Consider the following 24719-nt stretch of genomic DNA (forward strand, 5'->3'; position numbering starts at 1 on the left):
TACTGGCGCTGAGTTGGACTATACTTGAGTTCGCGTTATGTATGCGTTAATCGAAATACTAAGGATGGTTTTATGCAAGTCATCTTCACCAAAGGAACCCAGCGTTATGGTCAGTTGCGCTGCGTGCGCATGGACGGTAGTGCGACCCAAACCCAAATGCCAGAACAGGGCATTGCTCCCCACGATATGATTCATTATGTGGTTGAAAAACGTCTGCATATTCAAGGGGCTTTCTTCTCGCAGGTCAGAGCTGGCGCCGATATCAGCTTTACCTTAGATCATAATGAAACCTCCCGCGCTATCGCAGATAAAACGGAAGTGTGGCAAACCGAATCCATAGTCGAGACCCTGCAGTCGCTACTCTGGTCGGGCGAAACGCCAACCTATGACGGCTTTATTTATCTGTTAGAACAAGCCTGCAACAGCCGCGACCTAGCCGTTCCAACCGTCAGCCAATCGGACTTTGAACATATTCTTAATGAGATTATGGATCTGAGTATCGAATGGCAGGGCATGGGTGAAGGTCAGTCCCTGACCTTAAAGTTTTAAGCGGCTTAAAAATAAGTCATTTAACAACTAATTAAAACACAAAGAGCGCAGTTAACTGCGCTCTTTGTGTTAATGCGGCCATAGCGGGATTATTCCCTATGACGGCGTTCTTGGCTTTGAGTTGAGCGGCCTTGGTTATGTTCTACCGAGCGAGCGGTTTGCGCATTTTGGCGTGGCTCACTTTGTCTCACTCTTACGTCTTCGCGTTGTCTCGGCGCCGCTTGCCTTGGTTGTTCAATACGTTGCGGTTCTGCGCGTCTTATCTCGGGTCGTGGCGTTTCAACTCTTGGGGTCGCAGTCCTTGGATTTTCTTGCCTTTGTGGCTGCGTCCTTTGTTGATCGACATTACGCGGCTGCGATTCACGAGTTTGGTATTGCCTTTGCTGCGGCTCCCTCGATGGTATTGGCTTTGGCTGCACGGGTCTCGATTGCATGTCATTGCGATCCTTGTGAGTCGGCGTTTGTACCATAGCCGCGGTGCGACGTTCCTTTAACTCGGCCTGCGTTTTTTGATAACTCGGTGCGCGGTTATCACGTTCACGACTGGCGCTATGATAGTCCTTATTGTCACGACTCTTATGACCCTGATTACTCATATTACCTTGATTGCTATGGGTCTCTTGGCGTTCTTTTGACTTCGAATATTGGCTATTGAAGTGTTGCTTGCTGCCGCTAGAGTATGAATCTCTACCGCGATACTTATTTTCGTTGTAATAGCGTTGCTTCACGACGGGGTTGTGGTAACTCACGCCGCGTCTATGTTCGGGTTTATGTTTCCAAGGTTGTGCGCCATGGCTAACACTGTATCTTTCACGTGGGCGATATCGGTGTGAATGGCGATAGTCGATCACCACCACTTTATGGTTGTGCCAGTGGAACGAACTGAAGAAGTAGTTAAAGGAAATATGGATGCCCGGTGACCAGTAGAAATGGGTATGACTCGGACGATAGGGGTAGCCAGCATAGCCGCCAAATTCCCAATATACAGGTGGATAAGCCACACCCCAACGCCATGTGCCGTAAACCACGCGTGGATCGTAATAGGGGACGTAGACGATTTCTCGCTTAGCGGGTTCTATGATGATCTGATTGTTGGCGCGGGTAATTGCCATGTTATCCATGTCCGCTAAGCTATTCGCTTTATCAGCCTGTTGTCTTAGGGACTGAATGCTGTTCATCACTTGGCCTTCATCTTCTAAGAAGGCTTCACCGAGTCTTTGAGTCCAGTCGAGATCTTCACTCATTTTTTGCAGCAGCGTCGGAAAGGCCAGCAAGGCTTTGACGCTCGGGTCCCAATCTTGATCTTCGGCCTGCGACATCAGTTGATCGACCGAGGATTTGGGGCGCTGGGTTAACCAACGTTGTGCCTGCACGATTTCGAGTGGATAAGTTGAGGCAATAAGTATGTGGGTCAATAAGCTATCGGGATACAGGGCAATAGGCGCCAGCATTTGTTCGAGTTCGGCTTGGCTTGCCGCAGCGCTCGAGCCCTGACTCACAGATACGCCCGCAGCTTGTGCTGTGGTAGTGAAAGGCAAGGCCACTAATGCCGCCGTTAACACTAGCCAATTCCATCGATGTTGTCTGTTCATGGTTTGCTCCAATAATCCTGTTCGAGGATGTTATGGGCATCATAGGCGTTTGAATATGAACATAAGCTGAAAGCATTTTGCGGTTAAAAAGTTATTTTTAACCGCAATTTAGGTGGGAATTTAAATCTATGGTATTGAAAATAAAGACTTAAACTGAGTGTGCAAAGCTGATGCTAAATTTGGCACCACCTAAGGTTTCCGAACGAGAGACAGAAATTCTGCCGTTATAGCTGTCGACTAAATCGCGCACGATAGCAAGCCCAATACCATTACCTTGAAGGTAGGAGTCTGCGCGAATACCACGTTCAAAGATTTGATTTTGCAGGGCTTCACTGATCCCTGGGCCATCATCTTCGATGCAGATAAGCAGTTGATAGGCATCGCCGGTCACGGTTAATTTAACTGTGGACTTTGCCGCTTTGCAGGCGTTGTCGAGCACGTTACCGAGAATTTCCGTGAGATCTGCTTCATCACCTTTGAATACTGCTGCGTCCGCCATCTCGCCGCTGAGGTTGATTTGCGGCTCACGATAAATTTTAGCTAAGGTGCGTAATAACTTAGCGGCGACGTCATCGACGCGAATGCCTAAATGCCACGAGGCTGCCGCTGCCGTTTGGGCGCGCTTTAGCTGGTGGCCAATAATGCGGCTGATCACCGACACTTGCTCGCTGGAGGCTTCGCTTAAGTCGGCCTGACTCTTGATCACCGCCAGCGGTGTTTTGAGGCTGTGGGCAAGATCGGCCAAGGCATTACGGTAGCGTTTGCGTTGGGTTTGCTCGGTATTGAGCAAAATATTGAGCTGCCGCGCAACGGCTTGTAATTCAGTGGGGTACTGACTACTTAGCTGCATCGACTTACCTTGCTCGACGGAATGTAATTCTTGGGTAAAGCGTGCCAATGGCCGCAGCGTCCACACTAGCCAGCTCAGTTGGAACACCAGCATGACGAACATGAGGATCAGCAGCCAAGTCCAAAGCTGCTGGTTAAATTGATCGATTTGCTGCTGAAATTCGCGCTCGTCCTTAATGATGTGAATCGTCACGGGCACGTTTTGATTTTGGCTGGCAAAACTGACGCTAAAGCTATAAATCAAATGGGGTTGTTCGGCGAGCTCGATTTGCTCAAAGGCACTTTGACCCGTTGCTGGGATAGTAAAATGCGGCGGTGGCACCATGCCCATAAAAGATTGCGAGTGCCACACGATCGTTTGTTTGCCGCTGGCATCTTCAGTGGTCGCAATGGCATACAGCCCTGATTGAATGAGGTTAAAACGATTTTCGAGTACTAATTCTGGGATAGAGATTTGTTTATTCTCGACTTCAGTCACCGCGAGTATCGAATAGACATAGGCGCTGAGTTCATTTTTGGTCGCGCTTTTAACTTGTTCGGTAAAGGCATCGTTTAAGGCAACGCCGATCAAAGGTAATAACACTAAGATAAACAATAGCGCGCTAATCACTAAGCGCGCTTTAAGGGAGTTCAATACTTGCCACACAATGGCACGTTTACTCATCGGCAGTGGGCTCGGGCGTTAACGCTTTTAGGCGATAACCTTGGCCGCGCAGGGTTTCAATCAGGTTGTATTGATTATCAGGATCGAGTTTTTTACGTAACCGACGGATAAAGACTTCGATGACGTTTGAATCTAAATCAAAATCCTGATCGTAGATGTGCTCCGTCAATACGGTTTTAGATTTCACTTCGCCCTGATGCAGCATAAAAAATTCGAATAACTTGTATTCAGAGCCGCTGAGGTTAACCAGTTCTTCACCCTTACGCACTTCTAAGCTGCTGGTATTCAAGCTAAATGGGCCGTTATAAATTAAAGGGCTGGCCTTGCCGGCAGAGCGACGGATCAGGGCTTTGAGCCGCGCGACCAGTTCTTGGGGATGAAAAGGTTTCGTCAGGTAGTCGTCGGCACCGGCGTCGAGTCCTTCTACTTTATCTTGCCAACTGTCCCTCGCGGTTAAAATCAGGATTGGGAAGTCGCGTTCCTGTTCGCGTACGCTACGGATAAGCGCGATACCATCGAGTTTAGGCAAACCGACATCGATGATCGCCGCATCATAGTTGTATTCGAGTGCTTGAAATAAGCCTTCTTCACCATCGCTCGCCACATCGATACTGTAATGGGCGTCGAGCAGATGTTGTTTTAAGTTCGCTTGCAGTTCTAAATCATCTTCAACCAATAACAATCGCATAGTTAGTTCCTCGACACTCGGCCAGATGCGGCATCCACTGAGACAGAAAACACTTGGCCATCATTATTGAGGATTTTAATACGATATCCCGATCCGCTGGATTGTACGCTCAATACTTTGCCTTGAAATTGTCGTTGCGCCATTGCCACAGCTTGATCTGGGCTATTGACCGCCAGACGGCGTTGCTCATTCTTCGCATTTTGGTTGCGAGACTGAGTGCGATCATCCTGTCTATCATTGCCTGCCATGCTGCCAAAGGAGGCGAATAAGCAAGCGATTAGGGCCAAGGTCAAACCAAGTTTCATATCTGGTACCCGCAATGTTCGGCGATCTTAAGTTAATGAATGAGATGGATAACTTATCGAGTCGACTAAGAATACCTCAACACCTTAACAAACACATAGAGATCAGCCAATTGGTTGGCACAATTCCATCAAAATTAACTTTGGTAGTCATTTTGTTATGCGTGACAGAACTGCAGCTCTGTCAGCGAGTCTATTCCTATGCTCGCATTCAATATGCCCTAGTGTCGGCTAATCCAGATGAACTAAGGCTGAACGTATTTTTACGTTAAAAAACACTAAATGTTGATGTTCAGCTTATGTTCACCTTCATTGCACTTTAATGGCTCCAATTTGAACGGGTTATCCATGGGGTATTCAAGATGAACACACTCAATAAACAAGGTATGGCAGCCACAGTTAACGGTCATTTCATTAAAGCGACGGCCATTGCCGCGCTGTTTTTAGCGTCCTCCGCTGTTAGCGCTCAGCCCCGCGAACTAGAGTCATCGCAAAGCTTAACGCCATTTACTGCGGCCAGTGTCGGCATTGCCAAAAAAGCCGAAAACAGCGAGCAAGCGGCCGAGCAGGAGCAGCAAGCTTTAGCCCTGTTACAACAAGCGGCGCCAGCAAAAAATGTCACTGAAGCTGCCGCTGCGGCCGTTAAATCCTTGGCGCCCGTATTATCGGCCAAATCGCCGACGGCAAACCGCGTGCAACTAATGGGCGCCTCGCCGATGACGCGTGAGCAAGTCACTGCGAAACATGTGAGCCAAGGCATACCGAGTTCGAGCGCGACTAGTGAAGATCCCTACCGCGCCCCTGTGTATCACAGCTTTTCGATTTTTGATGCCAGCAGCCGTTTGTTCGAAGACTTTGACTACGATGGATTTTATCAAACCTTTAGTGTGACCTTCGACGTCGATGTAAACGGCGCCTATCTTAATGAAAGAGCAGACTTATTTGCTGAGCTGTATCTCAGTCGTAATGGCGGCCCTTGGGTGCATTACTACACCACAGACGTGTTTACTATTTATGGCGATTCAACACAAGACGACTATGAAGTACTGACTACGCTCTACACGGGTTATGCGACGGATCACTATGATGTGTTGATTGATGTGTATGAAGTGGGTTACAGCGACATTGTCGCGACCATCAGTGCCGATGAAACCGATAGTTTGTATGCCTTGCCGTTGGAAAGTAGCGATCGAGACCGAGAACCTGAAGTCATTGTTGTCGAAGAAAGTGGCGGTAGTTTATCGGTATTGGGTCTGTTATTCCTCGGTTTGTGTGCCGGGCTGCGGATGAGTCGCACTCGCGCCTAATCACCCTTATTTCTCTCTGTGTTTATCTCAGGTAAATAGGGCTAGTATGGACAGGTTAATTTAACTCAATGGAGATAAACATGATTGCTCAAGGTCAAACATTACCAGCCGCCACATTAAGCCAGCTGACGAAAGATGGCATGGTGAATCACCAAGTTACTGAACTGTTTGCTGGTAAAAAAGTGGTATTGTTTGCTGTACCCGGTGCTTTTACTCCGACCTGTTCTGAAGCGCATTTACCTGGTTATGTGGTATTAGCCGATCAATTTAAAGCGAAAGGCGTGGATTTGATTGCCTGTGTATCAGTGAATGATGCCTTCGTGATGAAAGCCTGGGGCGAAGCGCAAAATGCTTCTGAATTGATGATGTTAGCCGATGGCGATGCTAGCTTTACTAAAGCGTTAGGCTTAGAAATGGATACAGCTGGTTTTGGTGGCGTGCGTTCACAACGTTACGCCATGATCATAGATAACGGCGTAGTGACTCTGCTGAATGTTGAAGAGCCAAAGGCTTTTGAAGCCAGTAAAGCCGAAGTGGTTTTAGCTGCTCTGTAATGATTCAGCTCCGAATTTAATCGGACATCAAAATAGATGGGAGCCTAGCCTAGGCTCCCATTTTTATTGGTATTTTAGTGGGTTAAGCGGCCCGCGACTGCGGTGCTAAGTTACCAACATCGGCAATGCCTAAACTGGTCTCAATATCCTCGACGCTCTGTTGCACTTCTTGGGCGATGACTTCACTCTGTTGTGAACTGGTTTGCGCCTGTTCTTTTAAACTATCCATAGTGCGCACAAATTGATCGAGATAATCGACTTGCTCCTTGGCATTGAGCGAGCCTTGTTTGGCGGTATTGGCCATGTCACTCGCTTGATTTTGCACCGTTTGCGCCACTTGCCATAGGCTTTGAGCGCGCAGTTTTTGGCTGCTGGTGGCCTCTGCTATGCCATCGACACTCTCACTGAGAGCATGATTCGATTGGGTCAGTTGCTGCAGAATCTTCACGATTTCATTTAAAGACACTTGGGTGCGCTGACTTAAATTTCGCACTTCATCGGCGACCACGGCAAAGCCGCGACCTTGCTCTCCCGCCCGCGCAGCTTCAATGGCGGCATTGAGGGCTAGTAAGTTAGTTTGCTCGGCAATATTGCCAATCACATCAATGATTTTCGATACGTCCGTCACTGAGTTATTCAGGCTTTCGAGGGAAGCATGGCAAAGGCCAACGGCGGTTTGCGTCTGCTCGGTTGCGCTCAGTACGGCCTCGGCCTGTGTTTGGCTCGACTGCATTTGGCGCATGGTTTCGGCGGCGCTGTCTTCCACGAGTGCCGAAGTATGGCTCACCTCATTGGCGAGGCTGCGGATATGTTCGGTTTGTGTTTGCGTATCGGCCACAATCGTTTGGGTGTGCTCCGTGTGCTGCGATAGCTGAGTAATGCGCGCCACCAGTTGGCTTAATGATTGAGAAACCCTAGTGATTTGCTGGCGCTGCGCCTCATCTTCCTGTTCAAATCTTTGCAGCAACTGGTTGAAATGACCTGCGATTTGGCCCGTCTCGCAGCGCCGATTAATGTCTAAACGCTCGCGGCTGTTCGATTCGCTTAATTTCATAAAGGCTTGGTTGAGACGTTTTAACGGTTTGACGACGCGGTTTTGCTGCAGGATTAAATAACCAATCGCAAACAAGGCCATGATCGAAACCATAGTGTAGAGGATCAGCTGTAACTCATATTTCAGCTGTTGATTCTTTGCTGCTTGAGCCTCACCTAAGCCAATAAGCTGTTGTTCCACATTGCTAATCGCTTGAATGAGTTGATCTTGCATCTCTTGGTTGGCTTGCAGCAATTGGTGAGTATTAGCGACTTCTTTATTGTATCGATTGGCGAGACTCAGCAGTTCACTACGGTCACTTTCGCCGACTTCAACCTGTTCCGGTTCGCTTGCACCGAGGGCAAATTCATCGGCTTCTTGCTGCTCATATACGCCGATTAACGGCAGTGCGCTGAGTGCGTCGTGCCACGTATTGAGCTCTTTGCTGGTGCTGTCTAAAATGCCCTTGAGTTGCTGATTTTTGCCGATGAGGTAGCCATCGGTCAGCTGGGAAAGTTGATAGACGATAGAAGGTAAATCGCGGCTCAATTGCAGATATTGTTCGGCGACCGCCGCATTTGTGGTTAAGCCTTTATCGGCATAACTGCCCAAACGACGGTTATAGTCGAGCATTTCAGATTCGGCGTGGGCCAGCAGTTGCCTAGGGTTGCCAGCGAGTTTACCCGCGGCGCGGTACTTGGTATCTAAATCTTGAATGAAGCTGCTGAGACTTGCTTGCAAGTCATTATCGGTAGCGCCCATGGTGGCGAGATTAAGCTCTGTGAGCTGGTTCTTAATGGCGCTGAGTTTAGTTTTAGCTTGTTCAAGTTGGCTAGCGTTGCCGCTCGCGAGATAGCCGTCGAGATCGCGGCGTACGCCGACGAGGAAGTCTTCTTGTATGCTTTGCAGTGTGAGTGTTTGCTGTTCTATATTTTGTCGCTGATCACTGCTCCACAGCACTACGGCCGCCAATAATCCCGCGAGCAATAACAACAGGGCAGAAGCAGAGAGCGACAGCGTTGAAATTTTCATTTTGCAATCTTCATAATTGTCAGAGCCAGTTAACTGTTCTGAGTTTATGAATTTAGCGTGACACTAATATGACAAGCGCCAACATGAATGTCAGCGTTGTCATTTGATTTGCCGATATGTGATCTCGCGTTATTCCAGCGGCAGCCACACTTGGGCCCTTAAACCGCCTTCGGTGCGGTTGGAGAGGGTGACTTGCCCTTGGTGTCTATCGATAATCCGTTTGATGATGGCGAGACCTAGGCCTGAACCGACACTGCCTCGGGCGATATCACCTTGGGTAAATGGTTGAAATAGTTTGGTAATTTGTGTCTCGTCGATTCCTGGGCCATTATCTTCAACACTAAAACCGATACGTTTGCCATCGAACTGCGAGCTAATGCGGATCCAGCCAGAACCATAGCGAAAGGCATTTTCGACTAAGTTGCTCAGTACCCGTTTAATGGCAATCGCTTGGAATTGGGCTTCGGGGCAGTCAGTTAACACCACTTCAATTTCGCCGGCGCGATTGGCCTCTGCTTGAGCGACATCTTGAATGAGTTTATTGATTTGCCCTAGCTCACGGCTGGTTTCCTGATCTTGGCGAATATACGCAATAAACTGGCTGATGATGGCGTCCATATCTTCGATATCGTTAACTATGCCATCTTTAAGATATTGATCTTCCTCAACCATCATCTCAGAAGCGAGCCGAATACGGGTGAGCGGCGTGCGCAAGTCGTGGGAAATCCCGGCCATCAATAGCGCTCTGTCCTGCTCCAGTTGTTTCATGCTGTGCGCCATCTGGTTGAAGGCGTTAGTCACTTCGACAATTTCACTCGAACCATTCAGCGGCAAGGGCTCGGGGAATTCACCGCGGGAAACGGCAATCGCGGCTTTTTGTAGTCGTCTAAGTGGGCGGTTTTGTTGGCGGGCAAACCACCAACCCCCAGCGACGCTGAGGGCACCAATGACCATTAAATAGAGGGTGAGCGGCGAGAGATCTGAAACATTTTGGCCAATCAGCGGCACTTTTATCCAAATCGAGGGCGCCTGTGGCGGACGGATCCAAATCTGCAATACGCTGCCGTGGGTGACACGCACTTCGGCGTCGCCGCCGAGATATTCCGACATCTGCGCCGACCAGAAACCATAGTAAGTCGCTTGCTCAATACCGGCTTCGCGCGCTTGCTGTTGATTGTAAATCTTCATGCCATCGTCGTGGACTTTGGCATTGAGTGCGTCGACTATGGTTAAGTGTTCGCGGCCAATATCTATGCCATCGACAAACAGTAATTTGACTTGGCGAGCAATTAACTGATTGATTTGTTGGTAGCTTGGCTTAAGCACATAGACGGCAACCGTGACGTAAGACACCAGCTGATTGATCAGCAATAGACAACCAATCAGCATCACGGTTTGACTAAACGCGCTGCGAGGCACAAACCGCCACCAAAACTTAGGTTTCATCGTGGGCTCAATAACCGCAGCAGATTAAGATGGCAACGCGGCTCATCGACGCGCGGCGCCATCGGGCACAAACACATAACCTAATCCCCACACCGTTTGAATGTAACGCGGATTTGCAGGATCTTTCTCGATCAAGCGGCGCAGACGTGACACTTGCACGTCGATGGAGCGTTCTAGCGCAGAATAATCGCGGCCACGGGCGAGGTTCATCAACTTATCCCGCGACAAGGGCTCGCGTGGATGGGTAACGAGCACTTTAAGCACGGCAAACTCACCGCTGGTGAGCGCAATCGATTCGTCGCCGTGGTACATCTCACGGGTGGCTAAATCTAGCGAAAACTCACCGAAGCTGATTTGTGCTTCTTGCTGGGCGGGCGCACCGGGCACATCTTGGGTTTGGCGACGCATCACTGCTTTGATCCGTGCGAGTAATTCCCGTGGATTGAAAGGTTTTGGCAGATAATCGTCGGCGCCTAACTCTAGGCCAATAATACGATCGACTTCATCGCCCTTGGCCGTCAGCATCACGATAGGAATAGGATTACCTTGCTGGCGCAAACGGCGACAGATAGACAGGCCATCTTCACCGGGCAACATCAAGTCGAGCACGAGTAGATGGAAGTTTTCACGTTCTAATAGGCGGTCCATCTGCTCGGCATTGGCCGCGCTGCGCACCTGATAACCTTGCTCCATCAGGTAACGCTCGAGTAACGCTCGCAGGCGCATATCATCATCGACGACGAGGATTTTCGAGGTTTCTTGTCCCATGGGATGTCCTTTAATTGCTCAGATTGGTGCTTATTCTACTGAGGAGAAACAGTTAAGATTAACCAAATGGCTGAAATTGAAAACGAATCTGCCTAATATAGCCGCATTCAACCTAGGCGACTAGCTCACCTTAGTGGCTTGAATGCGATAAATGCTGACATTTATTGCCCAATGTTAATACTAAGCAAATGAAATTGCATGGGAATACTCGCGTTTATTCACGCCAAGGGTGAAATTGTAACTAAATTGGCATCAGTGAAAGCGGTGATTTAAAAGCCATTATGCACAGAGATGATTTAGTGAGTTAACTTTAGCGTCCAGTCTGAGTATCATCAGTCCAATATATTATCCCGCATCAATTGTGGTCGTTTAATCCAACGATTGAGTAATGAGTATGAAAGCGCATTTGATCACCCGACAGGGTTGGCAAACTTTAGATAAAGAATTGAAGTATTTGTGGAAAGAGTATCGGCCGCAAATCACCCTTAAAGTCCAAGAGGCGGCGGCGCAGGGCGACCGTAGTGAGAACGCTGATTACACTTACAACAAGCGTTTGTTAAGACAAATTGACGGCCGAGTTAGATACTTAGTTAAGCGGCTGGAAGAATTGAAAATCGTCGATTACTCGCCGCAGCAGGAAGGTAAAATATTCTTCGGCGCTTGGTTTGAGCTTGAAAATGAAGCGGGTGATCGCGTGCGTTATCGGATCGTCGGTAAAGATGAGCTCGATACTAAATTGGGCTACATCACCATCGACTCGCCCATGGCGCGTGCCTTAATCGGCAAGCAAGTGGACGATGAGGTGGTAGTGCAAACGCCATCGGGTCCAAAAGAGTGGTATATCAATCAGATCCGTTACACTCCTTTTGAAACAACTCTCGCCAGCGAGGCTGATTAGCGACAGGGTTGCCACTGTGACAATCGCTACGGTCACCATGGCATAACGGGGAAAGATCAAAGACTCTGATTTGACTTAGGCTTTAGCATGAAACATACGGGGCGCCTGTGGTATCTTTGGCGCAATAACGACTTACTTTACAGTTAGGCACGACACTTTATTTATGCAAACTAATGCACATAACATCGCTCAGATTATCGCTCAAGAACTGAATGTTCGTGAGCAACAAGTTGCCGCAACCATCACTCTGCTTGACGATGGTGCGACAGTTCCCTTCGTTGCCCGCTACCGTAAAGAAGCCACGGGCGGATTAGACGATACGCAACTGCGTACCTTGTACACACGTTTAGGTTACCTGCGTGAGCTGAACGACAGACGCCAAGTGATCCTGTCTAGCATCCAAGCTCAGGGTAAGTTAACGCCAGAATTACAAAGGGCGATTGACGAGGCAGACAGTAAGACACGTCTCGAAGATTTATACCTGCCCTTCAAACCTAAGCGCCGCACTAAAGGCCAAATCGCTATCGAAGCTGGGCTTGAGCCATTAGCCGATGCCTTACTGGTTGATCGTAGCGTAGATGTCGAGACTACAGCGGCGGGTTATATCAATAGCGAAGCGGGTTTTGCCGATGTTAAAGCTGTGCTCGAAGGTGCGCGTTATATCCTGATGGAACGCTACGCCGAAGACGCTGAATTACTGCGTAAAGTGCGTGAGCATTTAAGCCAAAACAGTGTGTTAGAAAGCCGTTTAATTGCCGGTAAAGAGAAAGAAGGCGCGAAATTCCGAGATTATTTTGAGCATACCGAACAGTTAGCTAAGATCCCATCACACCGTGCGCTGGCTATGCTGCGTGGCCGTAATGAAGGTTTCTTAACCTTATCTATGAATGCAGACCCCGCCGCCGAAGCGGGCCAAGGTAGTTACTGCGAAGTGATTATCTGTGATCACTTAGGGCTGAAATTAGGTGATAGCAGCGTTGATCAATGGTTGAAAACCGTGGTGACGGCGACATGGCGCATTAAGATTGCGTTGCAGATGGAAACTGAGTTTATTTCGCAAATGCGCGAACGCGCCGAAACCGAAGCGATTAAAGTTTTCGCCCGTAACTTAGGCGATTTATTGATGGCTGCTCCAGCGGGCGCGAAAGCCACCATGGGACTCGATCCCGGTTTACGTACCGGCGTGAAAGTGGCTGTGGTCGATAACACGGGTAAGATGTTGTGCCATGCGACGATTTTCCCGCATGCACCGCAAAATCTGTGGGAAAAGTCGATCCGTACTTTGGCTAACTTAGTCAAAATGCACAAAGTTGAATTAATTGCGATTGGTAACGGCACGGCATCACGGGAAACCGACAAACTGGCTGCTGAGCTGATTGCCGCAGTGAAAGATACCCATCCACATTTGACCAAAGTGATGGTTAGTGAGGCGGGCGCGTCTGTGTATTCGGCATCGGAATTGGCGGCGCTTGAGTTCCCCGATCTCGATGTCTCGATTCGTGGTGCTGTGTCTATCGCGCGTCGTTTACAGGATCCGTTAGCCGAACTGGTGAAAATTGAGCCTAAGTCTATCGGTGTGGGTCAGTATCAACACGATGTGAGCCAAAGCCAATTATCGGGTTCACTGGAAGCCGTGGTGGAAGACTGTGTAAACGGCGTGGGTGTGGATCTCAACATGGCCTCTGTGCCGTTATTGTCACAAGTGGCGGGGTTAAATAAGACGTTAGCGAAAAACGTGGTTGATTACCGCGATGCCAATGGTCAGTTTAAGAATCGTAAAGAGCTGCTGAAAGTGCCACGTTTAGGGCCTAAAGCCTATGAGCAAGCGGCGGGCTTTTTGCGTATTCGTGAAGGTGATAATCCACTCGATGCTTCGTCTGTGCATCCAGAGGCTTATTCACTCGTCGAAACTATCGCTAAGGCTAAACAAGTGGAACTGGCGAGCCTGATGGGTAACTCTGATTTGCTGCGTAGCATCAAGGCAGAAGAGTTTATTACGGCGGAATTTGGTTTGCCGACCGTGACGGACATTTTGGCCGAACTGGATAAACCGGGTCGCGATCCCCGTGGTGAGTTTAAAACCGCTAAGTTTAAAGATGGTGTCGAAGAGCTTAAACATTTGAAACCAGAAATGGTGCTCGAAGGCGTAGTGACCAACGTGACTAACTTTGGTGCCTTCGTCGATATTGGCGTGCATCAAGATGGACTGGTGCATATCTCTTCACTGACCGACAAGTTTATCAGCGATCCGCATACTGTGGTGAAAGCGGGTGATGTGGTCAAAGTTAAAGTGATGGAAGTGGACGTTGAGCGTCGCCGTATCGGTTTGAGCATGCGTTTGGACGAAGCTATCGACCAGAGTAAGTCGCAGCAAAGACCGCACAACTCTGCCAAAACTCATAATGGCAAGGCGCCTCAGTCGGTAAAACCTGCCGCACGTCCGGCGCAAAAACAAGCACCTAAAGCGCCGGCAAATGCGGCTATGGGCAATGCCTTTGCCGATGCCTTCGCTAAGCTGAAAAAGTAAGCGTTAACCGTTAAGACTCGGACTTAAACCTTGTCCGAGTCGACTTTTTTACATGTTACTCACAAAATTGTTGCATCAATGTCGCCTTAGGGAATATAAAGTCGGCATTTAATGCAACGTTAAGCAAAATCGGTTGTCATAGCACAGCTTATTCACCGATTTTTTTCAAATTGACACTCCAACGCTGAGTGGCTCTTTATACGTTTTGGGGTAACACATGCAATCTGGTTTATCACCTCGCGGGCATCACAATGCCCATGGGCCTTTCCGCGCCATCTTTATTTTCTCACTATTAGTGCTTTTTATTGCCACCGCGAGCCGTATTGCTTTAGGGCTGTGGCAAGCAGATCGCGTGGCCGCTGTGGAAGGTTGGTCGCATCTATTAATCCAAGGTTTACGCGTCGATATCGCTACCCTGTGCTGGTTATGGGGTATTGCTGCCTTAGGAACCGCATTATTTTCAGGTGATCATTTTATTGGCCGTCTATGGCAGCCGATTTTACGGGTGTGGTTAACCGTCGGTCTGTGGATCATGCTCTTTTTAGAAGCATCGACCCCCGCTTTTATTGAAGAATATGGTTTTCGTCCGAATCGTTTGTATGTGGAATATCTGATCTACCCGAAAGAAGTGCTTTCTATGCTGTGGGCGGGTCGTAAGCTTGAGCTTATTTTCTCAATATTATTAACCATAGGTACACTCTGGGGCGGTTGGGTTCTCAGCGGTAAACTGACGAGAAACCTACGCTTTCCACGCTGGTATTGGCGTCCAGTATTAGCGTTAATCGTTATCGCAATTACGATATTAGGTGCCCGTTCAACCTTGGGTCATCGTCCGCTTAACCCCGCTCTGGTGGCCTTTGCTGACGATCCATTAGTGAACTCTTTAGTGATTAACTCTGCTTATTCCTTGGTGTTTGCCATCAAGCAGATGGATAGTGAAGAAGATGCTTCTAAAGTGTATGGCAAGCTAGATAACGCGGAGGTTATTGCAACGATTAGGCAGGAAAGTGGTCGCCCTGAAAGTGCCTTTACTTCAACGGATATCCCATCACTGAGCTTTAACCAAGCCAGTTATACTGGTAAGCCAAAGAACTTAGTGATCCTACTGCAAGAGAGCTTAGGCGCACGTTTTGTCGGTAGTTTAGGTGGGTTACCCCTGACACCGAATATCGATGCCTTGTCTAAAGAAGGTTGGTATTTCGATAACTTGTACGCTACTGGTACACGATCTGTACGCGGAATCGAAGCTGTGACAACAGGTTTTACGCCAACGCCAGCTCGCGCTGTGGTGAAGCTAGGTAAGAGCCAAGTTGGCTTTTTCAGTATTGCTGAATTACTTAAAAATCATGGTTATACAACGCAGTTTATTTATGGTGGTGAGAGCCATTTCGACAATATGCGTAGCTTCTTCTTGGGCAACGGCTTTAGTGACATCATAGATCAGAAAGATTACAAATCTCCGGCCTTCGTGGGTTCGTGGGGCGCGTCAGACGAAGATTTAATGCGCAAGGCGAACAGTGAGTTTGAGCGTCTGCATAGCGAAGGTAAGCCTTTCTTTAGTTTAGTGTTTAGTTCGAGCAACCATGATCCATTTGAATTCCCAGATGATCGTATCGAACTTTATGAACAACCTAAGCAAACTCGCAACAATGCGGCGAAATATGCTGACTATGCGGTTGGTGAGTTTTTCAAATTGGCGAAAAACGCAGACTATTGGAAAGATACGATTTTTATCGTGGTTGCCGACCATGACAGTCGAGTGGGTGGTGCGGATCTGGTGCCAGTATCGCGTTTCCGTATTCCGGGATTAATTCTTGGGGATAATGTTGCGCCAAAACGCGATCATCGTATCGTGAGTCAAATTGACTTGCCGCCGACTTTGTTATCCTTGATTGGAATATCTGACTCTTACCCTATGCTGGGCCGTGACTTAACTCAGGTCAGCGATGATTGGCCAGGGCGTGCTCTGATGCAATACGATAAAAACTTTGCGCTGATGGAAGGTAAAGATGTGGTCATTCTGCAACCAGAGAAAGAGGCACAGGGTTTCGAATATAATGAAAAAAACGAGCAGTTAACGCCTCATCCCCCCGCTGCTGCCGCGCTAGAGAAGAAAGCCTTAAGTTGGGCATTGTGGGGCAGTTTAGCCTACCAGCAAGAGCTGTATCGTTTGCCTAAATAAGCGTTAAACAGAATGGAAAATGCCGCTATTTTTAGCGGCATTTTTGTTTATCATTCCTGCTAATTTTGTGCGCAAACGGATTCATACGATTGGAATAGGTTAAATCCACGTCGACATAATAGATTCTTGCTCTGGCTGAGTCTGTTGTTGATAGAACTGACTAATGCGTTGCCCAAGTTGTTGATAAAATTGACTCGATTCGCCTTGAAGCGATTGCCTTGCTGTACTGCTGGTATTCGCTTTGGCGTTACTGCTGGCATAATTTGCCGCACCTTGACTGACCTTTAAGCGTATATCCTTACGTTGCAGCGCCGCTTGGCCTCTTGCAGCAATTTTTAGCGTTTTAGGTAAAACACGCTCGGCCACTACAAGGGGCGCTTTTTTCTCTTGCTGTTGTTGGTTCTGTTGCTGTGAGGATTGCTGTTGCTGCTGTTTTTCTTGAACTTGCTGTTGATTATGCTCGAGCGTTTTGGTTTGTTGCTGAGTTTGATCTGCTGTGCGTTCATTCTGCGGATTAAAGGCGCGTTCTTCATGGCCTTTAGTGGCAGCTTGTGGGGGAATGACCACAGGTTTCAGTTGGTTGTCGACCCGAGCCGAATCCGTCGCGACATTACTGGTCGCTAGTGGGACTTGGGGGTAGTTACTGACAACTAACATGGAAAATTCCTTGGTGCACTAATGGTTAAATACTAGCCATTAATCGCTCAAAGATAAAGCGTTAGCGCGCCTGTAACGCTAACCAAGGCATAAATACCTGCAAAAACTCCTGTTGATGGGAAATAAACGGCGCATGGGAGGCTTTGGCAAGCATCACATCTTCAATTTGCGGCGTGATCGGCATCTTAGGTGGTACGCGTTTGGGCACTAGCCCATCGAGTCGACCCCAGACCCTTAGCCAAGGTTGCTGTAATTCTGTTAGTTGCGGTCTTAAGTCGATGTCAGTCAGCATGCTTAAACCTTGATTTAAGGCTCTGGCATCGGGTAATGGGCGCGCAAGCACAAGATCGCGCAGCCGTTTGATATCTTCTTTGGCGGTTTCGCTGCCCATGGCCTGAATCGCTAGAAATCTCTCTATAGTTTTAGGTAAATTTTGCCCGAGTTGTTCTCTAAATTGATTAAGGACTTGGGGTGGAATGCCCGGCCATGCTTCGTCTTCCCTTGCCATAAAGCAGGGGGATGAAGCGATAGTGATCAAGCCTTTGATTTTTTTTGGATAACTCAGTGCTGCCTGAGTCGCAACTAGCCCACCAAGTGACCAGCCGGCCCAAATAGCGTGTTCTGGTAATGCGGTGACTAAGGCATCGACCCAAGTGGATAGATCACCCTCCACCATTTGGCTATGGCCAAAGCCCGGCAAGTCGACATAGTGCACCCTATACTGAGACAGTGACTCATGTAATGGTGTAAACACAGCGCTATTGACTCCCCAACCGTGAAGCATCACCAGATCTGGCCCTTGGCCTCTGATTTCAATATGCAAATTTGCATGGTTTGTGGATGTCACTTGGCTCACTTGAGTGCCTCAAAAATGGATTAGGTGAATGTATGCCGCGCTTTGTCAAAAGGATTTGGCCGCCATCCGCTTGGCGGATAATGCGTTTAGGCTATCAACTCGGCACAAGCTGGTTGGCGAGCAGTTTACCTAACCGTTGCCTGCTGTGCCACCAATCCATACCTATCCCCGAGACGGGTATTTGCGCCGTTTGTCTTCAATCTGGCTTATACCATGGACCTATTTGCTTAGGCTGCGGTAAGTCGATGCAAATCGAGGTCGATTATTGCGGTGAATGCCAAAAGCGCCAGCCGTATAAAGTCGTTGCCCCCTGCAGTTACCATCAAGGTTTAGGTGCTTGGATTGGCGCGATTAAGTATCAGGGGCAACTTGCCGCTTTGCCCGTGCTGTGTCGCGCCTTAGTGGCGCGAATTCAGCTATTAGAACAGCAAGGATTAATCACCTTGCCGCAAGCGATAGTGCCAGTTCCATTGCATCCCAAACGCTTACAGCAACGGGGATTTAATCAGGCGTGGTTAATTGCTCATGAGCTTTCACAGCTCTTACAACTGCCATTAGTGAGCGAGGGATTAACGCGCCAGCAAGACACTCGGCCGCAGGCCGGACTTTCGGGTGCACAGCGACGACGCAACTTACACGAGGCCTTTATGTTAGCGGATGATTTTGCGTTCCAGCGGATTGCACTGGTGGATGATGTGGTCACGACAGGCACTACCGTCTCTGAAATTGCCCGCTTATTCGAAGCGCGTTATGTGCACGTGCAAGTATGGTGTCTGGCAAGGGCAGAGGCGCCAGGCTTGTTGGATGATCTCGATAATGAATGAGAAGCATGTATAGAACATCTTGGAATGTCTGCTTAAGTGACTGCCTTAGGAGCATTATTCGATTTTAATACGTTAAGATCATATCGTTTGAACAGCTCAAATGGCTCAGTCAAATCGTGATCGCTATGGCAAAAATCCACAAACTTGCTGCCCAAGGGACTACAAAGCAAAGGTGAGTCGGAGTATCATACGGCTAATTCTTACTAAAACACTCAGGTATCCCCTGACGGAGCAGGTTTTCATGATTACCATTTCCGATGCGGCTCAAGCCCATTTTGTTAAGTTGTTAGCAGATCAACCTGAAGGCACTCATATTCGCGTATTTGTGATCAGTCCAGGAACCTCGCAAGCCGAGTGTGGTGTGTCTTATTGTCCACCGGATGCAGTAGAAAGTGATGATATTGAAATCGAGTTCACTGGCTTCAATGCTATGGTCGATGAGAAGAGTGCACCTTTCCTTGAAGATGCCACTATCGATTTTGTAACTGACCAATTAGGTTCACAACTCACGCTCAAAGCGCCTAACGCAAAAATGCGTAAAGTGTCTGGTGATGCACCTTTAGTCGAGCGTATTGAATACGTGATCCAATCTGAGATCAACCCTCAGTTAGCCGGCCATGGTGGTAATATCATGCTGGTTGAAATTACCAAAGAAGGTGTAGCTGTACTGCAGTTCGGCGGTGGATGTAACGGTTGTTCTCAAGTTGATATCACCCTGAAGGATGGTATCGAAAAACAACTGTTAGACATGTTCCCAGGTGAGTTGACTGGTGTACGTGACGTGACAGATCACCAACATGGTGAACATTCTTACGCTTAATCTTGTTGGTTGAGCTGAATAAAAAACGCGATCTTAGAGTCGCGTTTTTTATATTTGGCTTTAGCTTAAACTGCTGTTGTTCAGTTATAACTTTGGGTTGAGATTATCAGCTAAGAACTTATCTAAAGCTTTAAACGTCGCTAGTCTGTTGTCGTTATTGCTCAGGTAATGATCGCCATTTTCCAGCTCAATATACTCCACCGGTTTTTTCAGTGATTTGAGTTCGTCATACATTTCTCGGCTATGTTGAACCTTCACCACTCTGTCCTTATCACCATGTAGCAGCAATACTGGGATGCTAATTTTATCGGCTTTACTGATCGGGGAGCGGTCATAGAGCGCATCAAAGTCATCCCCTATTTGCTCTTTAACCACTTTGTAGTTAGTAAATCTTCGGCTCGATTTCACTAGATAGGCCACATCGGTAACGCCTGCCACACTCACGGCGCAGCGGTAGAGATCGGGAGTCATAGCAGCCCCCATTAAGGCCGCATAACCCCCATAGCTAGCCCCGACAATACAAATACGTTTAGGATCGCTAATCCCTTGATCTATTAGGTAGCGAGTTCCATCTTCGACGTCGTTTTGCATTTCGAGTCCCCAGCTTTTCAGGCCAGCTTTCATAAACTCATAGCCGTAACCCGCCGAGCCCCTGAAGTTCATCCGAAATACCGCATAACCACGATTAGCGAAGAACTGTGCCCAGTAGTCGAAGTCGTTGCTGTCGTAACTGATGGGGCCGCCATGGGGGAAGATTATCGTCGGCAGTTGCTTGGCTTCAAGCCCTTTTGGCACTGTTAGGTAAGCATCGATTTTGAGCTTATCTCTTGCCTCATAGGTCAAATATTGGGTATCGGCGAGGAGTTCACTCTTGAGCTTTCCATATCGGTTAGCGATGGGATAAAGCGTTTTTTCGTCCCTATCGCCAAAATAGTAAGTACCGGGCTCGGTCGAGCTAGTGGAATACACTATATAGCGGCGTTCATCTGCACTGAATTGAGTAATATAGTTGTGTGCATTGGGTAACACGGCTTTTAGGCCATTTTGTAGGCCCAAATATTCTTTTTCCCAAAAGGTGAATTCTTCGCCGTCACCCTCACTGATACCAATGACTTTTTTCTTCAGTTTCGAATAGAGTAAATTACCTTCAACGTCAGTATCTTCATTGGCGTAGACTAATTCTTTTGTGAGCTTAGGATCGGTCAGATTGACTTTAAATATGGCTTCGAAACCATTGTGATAGGCGCGAACGTAAAGAATGTTAGGATCAGCATCGAAACCTAAGGGCCAAACACTGTCTTCTGAAAAGGCTTTAAAGGTCCAAAGTAAGCGTGAATCACTCTTCTGTTCTGGCTGTTCATAAATACGGTACTCAGTCTCATCGTTATAGATAGAAATACGGACCTTGTGTTGTCTGTCGGTAATCCAACTGATGATCTTCTTTTTAGCATTTTGGCTGTAACTGGATTTACCCTGCGCTAAATTGACTTTCAGTACGCTATCTTCGCCTACGTTTTCGCCCATTCCGTCTAATGACAGTAAAATATTGTCGGGATCATCTGGCATAAGATCGATAATTTGCCCCTGATGTTGCGGGATCCAATTGAGACGGTCTAAGACACTGCGGGGAATGACACTCGAGGTCTTTTTCGTGGTCAAATCATACTTAACAAGGCGGGTTTCGGTTGTCGGTGTGCCGTAACGGTTAGCAGGAAACTTAGCATTGATCAGTAAGATATTATCGTTTGCCCACTGCAGAGACAGAATGACAAATTTTTGATTATCTGTGTGCAGTGGAATGCTCTTTTCGCCCGTTTCTATATCTTGGATACTAACGACAGTACCTTTGAGTTTGGCTTGATCGACGCGGACAACAGAAGCGATTTTTTTGCCATTAGGTGAGAGTTGTACAGAGCTCACATCTGGGATGCTGGCAAAGGCTTCAACGGGTAATTGTGGCGCGGTGTCGGCAACGGCATGGTTGCATAGCCACAGGAAAAACAGCGGTAAAATCCTTTTCATTATCGATTCACATCATTGTTACAATTGTAAAATCAATATCATAATGATTATGAGATTAGTAAACTACTGTCTTTACAGATTATTTATTTAAAAAGTCTTTGCTGAAATAATAGTGCCCAGCAAGCGTCAGGCTTCTGGCGATCATAAAGGCACTCATAGCGGCCCAGAGAGCGTGGTTACCTTGCTCTGGTAATAATAGTTGCTGCAGTAAATACCATGTCGGGAAAAATGCGCCGAAGGTGGCGAGTATCATGCTATTACGCATCACTTTACCTTTAGCGGCACCTATGTAGACTCCGTCGAACAAATACGAGCTAAAAGACCATAAAGGCAAAAATATCAGCCAGATAAGATAGGTTTGCGCAGTTGCTCTGACCTCATTAATGCTGGTCAGTAACGCGATAATATTACTGCCAAAAAGACTGAATACAGCGCAGAACCCGAGCGCAGTAATGGCTGACCAGCTCCACGCTAAGATCACGGCTTCCCTCAATTGTTCCGCCTGTTTTTGGCCATAGGCTCGGCCGACTTCTGCCTCGGCATAATAGGCAATGCCATCGAGTGCATAGGAGATTAACAGCAGTAAATTCAATAACACGGCATTAGCGGCAACGGTATTATCACCCAGACCTGCACCATGGAATGTCATAAAGGCAAAAGCTGCTTGCAGGCAGAGACTGCGGATAAAAATATCTGTGTTGAGCCTCAGTAATTTGCCATAACCCGTCAGGGTGACATGGGGTAATAGTTGGGATAAGTGAAAATCGGCTTCGCGCTTGAGTTGCTGTAACACCATAGTGAGTGCGACTGCGAAAGCGGTGATATCGGCAAAGACTGAGGCGAGGGCTGCGCCTTTAACGCCCCAGCCTAAGCCGAGGACAAACACCACATCGAGAATAATATTGGCAAGGTTCGCTAATATCAGCTGCCACATGGCGGCTTTAGGTTGTTGTCGCCCTAAGAGCCAACCTAACATAACTAAATTGAGTAGGGCGAAGGGCGTTGACCAAATCCGTACCTGAAAATATTCGCGGCAATAACGTTCGACTTCGCTACTCGCTTCGGATAATCCTAAGGCTAAATTCAATATCGGGACCTGTAGTGCGATAACGCCTGCGCCCAATAACATCGCTAGCATAGCGCCTTGGACTAAGAGTTTGTGCTGGGCATGAAGATCGTCAGCACCAAAGGCTTGCGCGACCAAACCTGTGGTCGCCATACGCAAAAATCCCAATAACCAAATGATTAATGTGATAATCGTTGACCCGACGGCGACTCCCCCTAAATAATAGGCTTCACTCAGATGACCTATGACAGCCGTATCGACTAAGCCCAACAGTGGGACAGTGATATTGGAGAGTATCATCGGCAGGGCGAGGATGAGTAATTGACGATTTTTCGCGCCGTTGAGCATCAGGTCGAGCCAAGTTGATTTAGCTGTATTCATTAATTTCAGAGGTGTTCACATTATGGTTAAACGTGTGCTGTTGGCACTCATAGGGCTAATGACGTTTTCTGCCCATGCCGTGGTCATTCTGCAATATCACCATGTATCTGAGACCACTCCGGCGGCCACAAGCGTGACGCCCGCGCAATTTCGTGAGCAAATGCAGTTTCTAGCCGATGATGGCTTTAAGGTGATACCGCTTTCTCAGGTAGTTGAAGCGATAAAGCAAAAACAAGATTTACCGGCCAAAACAGTCGCGATTACCTTCGACGATGGTTATCGCAGCATAGCCACGACGGCGCATCCTATCCTAAAGGAATTTGGCTTTCCCTACACCTTGTTTGTGGCAATTGAGCCGATTAAACAAAAGTTTACCGAGATGATGACCTGGGATGAGCTGATAACGCTATCCAAGGAAGGCGCCGATATTGCTAACCACAGTTGGGCCCACGAACATTTGATTCGCGCCTTAGAAAATGAATCACAGGCGCAATGGTTAACGCGGATAAAAGCCAATATCTTAGATACAGAAAAGGCGATTGCAGATGCCACTGGGCACAATTTTAAAATGCTGGCTTATCCCTACGGTGAGTACAATCAAGCCTTGCAGGATATGTTAACCGAGAACGGCTTTGTCGCTTTAGGGCAGCAATCGGGAGCCGCTGGGCCCTATTCGCCGTTAACGGCACTGCCGCGTTTCCCTGTTGCGGGACAATATGCGGATTTAAAAAGCCTTAAGGCCAAGCTATACAGTTTAAACATGCCTGTAATTGCACAGAGTCCTAGCGATCCTGAGTTAAAGGGCGGCCACTGGCGTCCAGAGCTTAAAGTGACCCTCGATATGAGCGATATCTCTGCTAAGCAGGTGATGTGTTACATCCAAGGCCAAGGTTCAAAACAGCCGACTTGGCTCAGTGAAACCGAGTTTAGTGTTCAAGCGGATTTAGCCTTACCTGCGGGGCGTTCGCGTTACAACTGCACTGCGCCGAGTAAGGCGCGCAATGGCTACTATTGGTTTTCTCAGCCTTGGGTGAGGCCAAAGGATGATGGTTCTTGGGTCAAAGAGTGATCAACGGTTAGGTTTGTATTGCGTCACTATTTTTCTAAAATCGCTAATCATTTCATCATTTAACACCTGCGGCGGCTTGCCTAGCGCAGCCGTAGGTTTGAACACTGCAACGCGTGTACCCTGCGGCGATACCAACACATAACCCGCACTATGGTCGACTTGGTAGTTTTCCCCTTCACCCACCATGGCATAGGTCAGCCCTAAGCTGCGGGTGAGCGGGAAGATTTGTGTCTGCTCGCCCGTGACCGCTTTAAATTCTGGATTGAAAAAATTCACATAGGTCAGGAGTTTATCCGGTGTGTCCCGTTTGGGGTCGACGGATAGAAACACCACCTGTAATGGCGCAATTTTGTTTAGATCGGGATAAGCCGCCGCGAGTTTATTTAAGGTCGTCGGGCAAACATCGGGGCAAAATGTAAAACCGATAAAAAATAAGCTCCACTTCCCCTGCAAACTGGCGTTGGTAAAAGCCTGCTTATGTTGATCAACCAATTCAAAGGGCGCTAATTCATAGGCCTGTGGATACAGAAATCCGCTCTCTAGCTCGATAGGTTTCGGGGGATTAAATTTCACCGCAAATAGGCCGCCAAGACCGAATAATAAAATGGCGATGATTAAAATTCTTTTCTGCAT

21 protein-coding genes are annotated in these 24719 nt (G+C 48.0%); 9 read left to right on the top strand and 12 right to left on the bottom strand.

The window, feature by feature from the left end:
- The first annotated feature begins 72 nt into the window (after positions 1-72).
- Positions 73-549 carry a cytoplasmic protein gene (locus tag AYJ58_RS03485; protein WP_106649003.1) on the top strand — a complete coding sequence of 159 codons (477 nt, stop codon included), beginning with the start codon at positions 73-75 and terminating at the stop codon, positions 547-549.
- Between the two features lie 89 nt (positions 550-638).
- On the opposite strand, the gene AYJ58_RS03490 is transcribed toward AYJ58_RS03485, so the two are convergent.
- From AYJ58_RS03490 to AYJ58_RS03505, 4 genes are all read right to left on the bottom strand, one after another.
- Complete coding sequence (locus AYJ58_RS03490; RefSeq protein WP_106649004.1) at positions 639-2141, bottom strand: DUF3300 domain-containing protein; 1503 nt, start codon at positions 2139-2141, stop codon at positions 639-641.
- Between the two features lie 148 nt (positions 2142-2289).
- The gene (locus tag AYJ58_RS03495; RefSeq protein WP_106649005.1) at positions 2290-3654 is read right to left on the bottom strand and encodes an ATP-binding protein; all 1365 of its coding nucleotides are present in this window, start codon (positions 3652-3654) and stop codon (positions 2290-2292) included.
- Entirely contained in the window at positions 3647-4342 is a 696-nt protein-coding gene (locus AYJ58_RS03500) for a response regulator transcription factor (RefSeq protein WP_006079500.1), read from the bottom strand. Before AYJ58_RS03500 ends, AYJ58_RS03495 begins: the two co-directional genes overlap by 8 nt.
- Positions 4343-4344: 2 nt before the next feature.
- Complete coding sequence (locus AYJ58_RS03505; RefSeq protein WP_106649006.1) at positions 4345-4647, bottom strand: PepSY domain-containing protein; 303 nt, start codon at positions 4645-4647, stop codon at positions 4345-4347.
- Between the two features lie 359 nt (positions 4648-5006).
- Between AYJ58_RS03505 and AYJ58_RS03510 the strand changes: the two genes are divergently transcribed.
- The gene (locus AYJ58_RS03510) at positions 5007-5951 is read left to right on the top strand and encodes a choice-of-anchor H family protein (RefSeq protein ID WP_106649007.1); all 945 of its coding nucleotides are present in this window, start codon (positions 5007-5009) and stop codon (positions 5949-5951) included.
- An 80-nt stretch (positions 5952-6031) separates the two neighbouring features.
- On the top strand, positions 6032-6505 hold the full coding sequence (locus AYJ58_RS03515; protein WP_106649008.1) for a peroxiredoxin: 474 nt from the start codon (positions 6032-6034) through the stop codon (positions 6503-6505).
- 82 nt (positions 6506-6587) lie between these two features.
- On the opposite strand, the gene AYJ58_RS03520 is transcribed toward AYJ58_RS03515, so the two are convergent.
- The 3 genes from AYJ58_RS03520 to ompR all read right to left on the bottom strand — a co-directional run bounded on the left by AYJ58_RS03520 (position 6588) and on the right by ompR (position 10784).
- Positions 6588-8570, bottom strand: a complete 1983-nt coding sequence (locus tag AYJ58_RS03520; RefSeq protein ID WP_106649009.1) for a methyl-accepting chemotaxis protein — start codon at positions 8568-8570, stop codon at positions 6588-6590.
- Positions 8571-8699: 129 nt separating this feature from the next.
- Complete coding sequence (gene envZ, locus AYJ58_RS03525) at positions 8700-10016, bottom strand: two-component system sensor histidine kinase EnvZ (RefSeq protein WP_106649010.1); 1317 nt, start codon at positions 10014-10016, stop codon at positions 8700-8702.
- A gap of 42 nt (positions 10017-10058) precedes the next feature.
- Entirely contained in the window at positions 10059-10784 is a 726-nt protein-coding gene (gene ompR, locus AYJ58_RS03530; RefSeq protein WP_006079507.1) for an osmolarity response regulator transcription factor OmpR, read from the bottom strand.
- A gap of 394 nt (positions 10785-11178) precedes the next feature.
- Here ompR and greB point away from each other — a divergent pair, with 394 nt between their 5' ends.
- From greB to AYJ58_RS03545, 3 genes are all read left to right on the top strand, one after another.
- Complete coding sequence (gene greB / locus AYJ58_RS03535; protein WP_006079584.1) at positions 11179-11682, top strand: transcription elongation factor GreB; 504 nt, start codon at positions 11179-11181, stop codon at positions 11680-11682.
- A 163-nt stretch (positions 11683-11845) separates the two neighbouring features.
- The gene (locus AYJ58_RS03540; protein WP_106649011.1) at positions 11846-14209 is read left to right on the top strand and encodes a Tex family protein; all 2364 of its coding nucleotides are present in this window, start codon (positions 11846-11848) and stop codon (positions 14207-14209) included.
- A gap of 217 nt (positions 14210-14426) precedes the next feature.
- Positions 14427-16391 (top strand): LTA synthase family protein, encoded by a 1965-nt coding sequence (locus AYJ58_RS03545; RefSeq protein WP_106649012.1) that lies wholly within the window; start codon positions 14427-14429, stop codon positions 16389-16391.
- A gap of 99 nt (positions 16392-16490) precedes the next feature.
- Here the strand turns inward: AYJ58_RS03545 and AYJ58_RS03550 are convergent, their stop codons facing one another.
- Together AYJ58_RS03550 and bioH are read right to left on the bottom strand one after the other, a co-directional pair.
- Entirely contained in the window at positions 16491-17048 is a 558-nt protein-coding gene (locus AYJ58_RS03550; protein ID WP_106649013.1) for a hypothetical protein, read from the bottom strand.
- 61 nt (positions 17049-17109) lie between these two features.
- A complete protein-coding gene (gene bioH, locus AYJ58_RS03555) occupies positions 17110-17904 on the bottom strand; it encodes a pimeloyl-ACP methyl ester esterase BioH (protein ID WP_106649014.1) in 795 nt (264 codons plus the stop codon).
- A 32-nt stretch (positions 17905-17936) separates the two neighbouring features.
- Here bioH and AYJ58_RS03560 point away from each other — a divergent pair, with 32 nt between their 5' ends.
- Together AYJ58_RS03560 and nfuA are read left to right on the top strand one after the other, a co-directional pair.
- The gene (locus AYJ58_RS03560; RefSeq protein ID WP_198555580.1) at positions 17937-18728 is read left to right on the top strand and encodes a ComF family protein; all 792 of its coding nucleotides are present in this window, start codon (positions 17937-17939) and stop codon (positions 18726-18728) included.
- A gap of 241 nt (positions 18729-18969) precedes the next feature.
- A complete protein-coding gene (gene nfuA, locus AYJ58_RS03565) occupies positions 18970-19548 on the top strand; it encodes a Fe-S biogenesis protein NfuA (RefSeq protein WP_006079591.1) in 579 nt (192 codons plus the stop codon).
- Positions 19549-19632: 84 nt separating this feature from the next.
- Here the strand turns inward: nfuA and AYJ58_RS03570 are convergent, their stop codons facing one another.
- Complete coding sequence (locus tag AYJ58_RS03570; protein ID WP_106649015.1) at positions 19633-21570, bottom strand: alpha/beta hydrolase family protein; 1938 nt, start codon at positions 21568-21570, stop codon at positions 19633-19635.
- Positions 21571-21649: 79 nt separating this feature from the next.
- Entirely contained in the window at positions 21650-23017 is a 1368-nt protein-coding gene (locus AYJ58_RS03575) for an MATE family efflux transporter (protein ID WP_106649016.1), read from the bottom strand.
- Positions 23018-23039: 22 nt separating this feature from the next.
- On the opposite strand from AYJ58_RS03575, the gene AYJ58_RS03580 reads away from it, so the two are divergent.
- Entirely contained in the window at positions 23040-24086 is a 1047-nt protein-coding gene (locus AYJ58_RS03580) for a polysaccharide deacetylase family protein (protein WP_106649017.1), read from the top strand.
- Here AYJ58_RS03580 and AYJ58_RS03585 read toward each other — a convergent pair whose 3' ends face one another.
- Positions 24087-24719, bottom strand: a complete 633-nt coding sequence (locus tag AYJ58_RS03585; protein WP_106649018.1) for an SCO family protein — start codon at positions 24717-24719, stop codon at positions 24087-24089.

Origin of the sequence: Shewanella sp. Pdp11 (assembly GCF_002838165.1) — a bacterium.
GTDB lineage: Bacteria > Pseudomonadota > Gammaproteobacteria > Enterobacterales > Shewanellaceae > Shewanella > Shewanella hafniensis.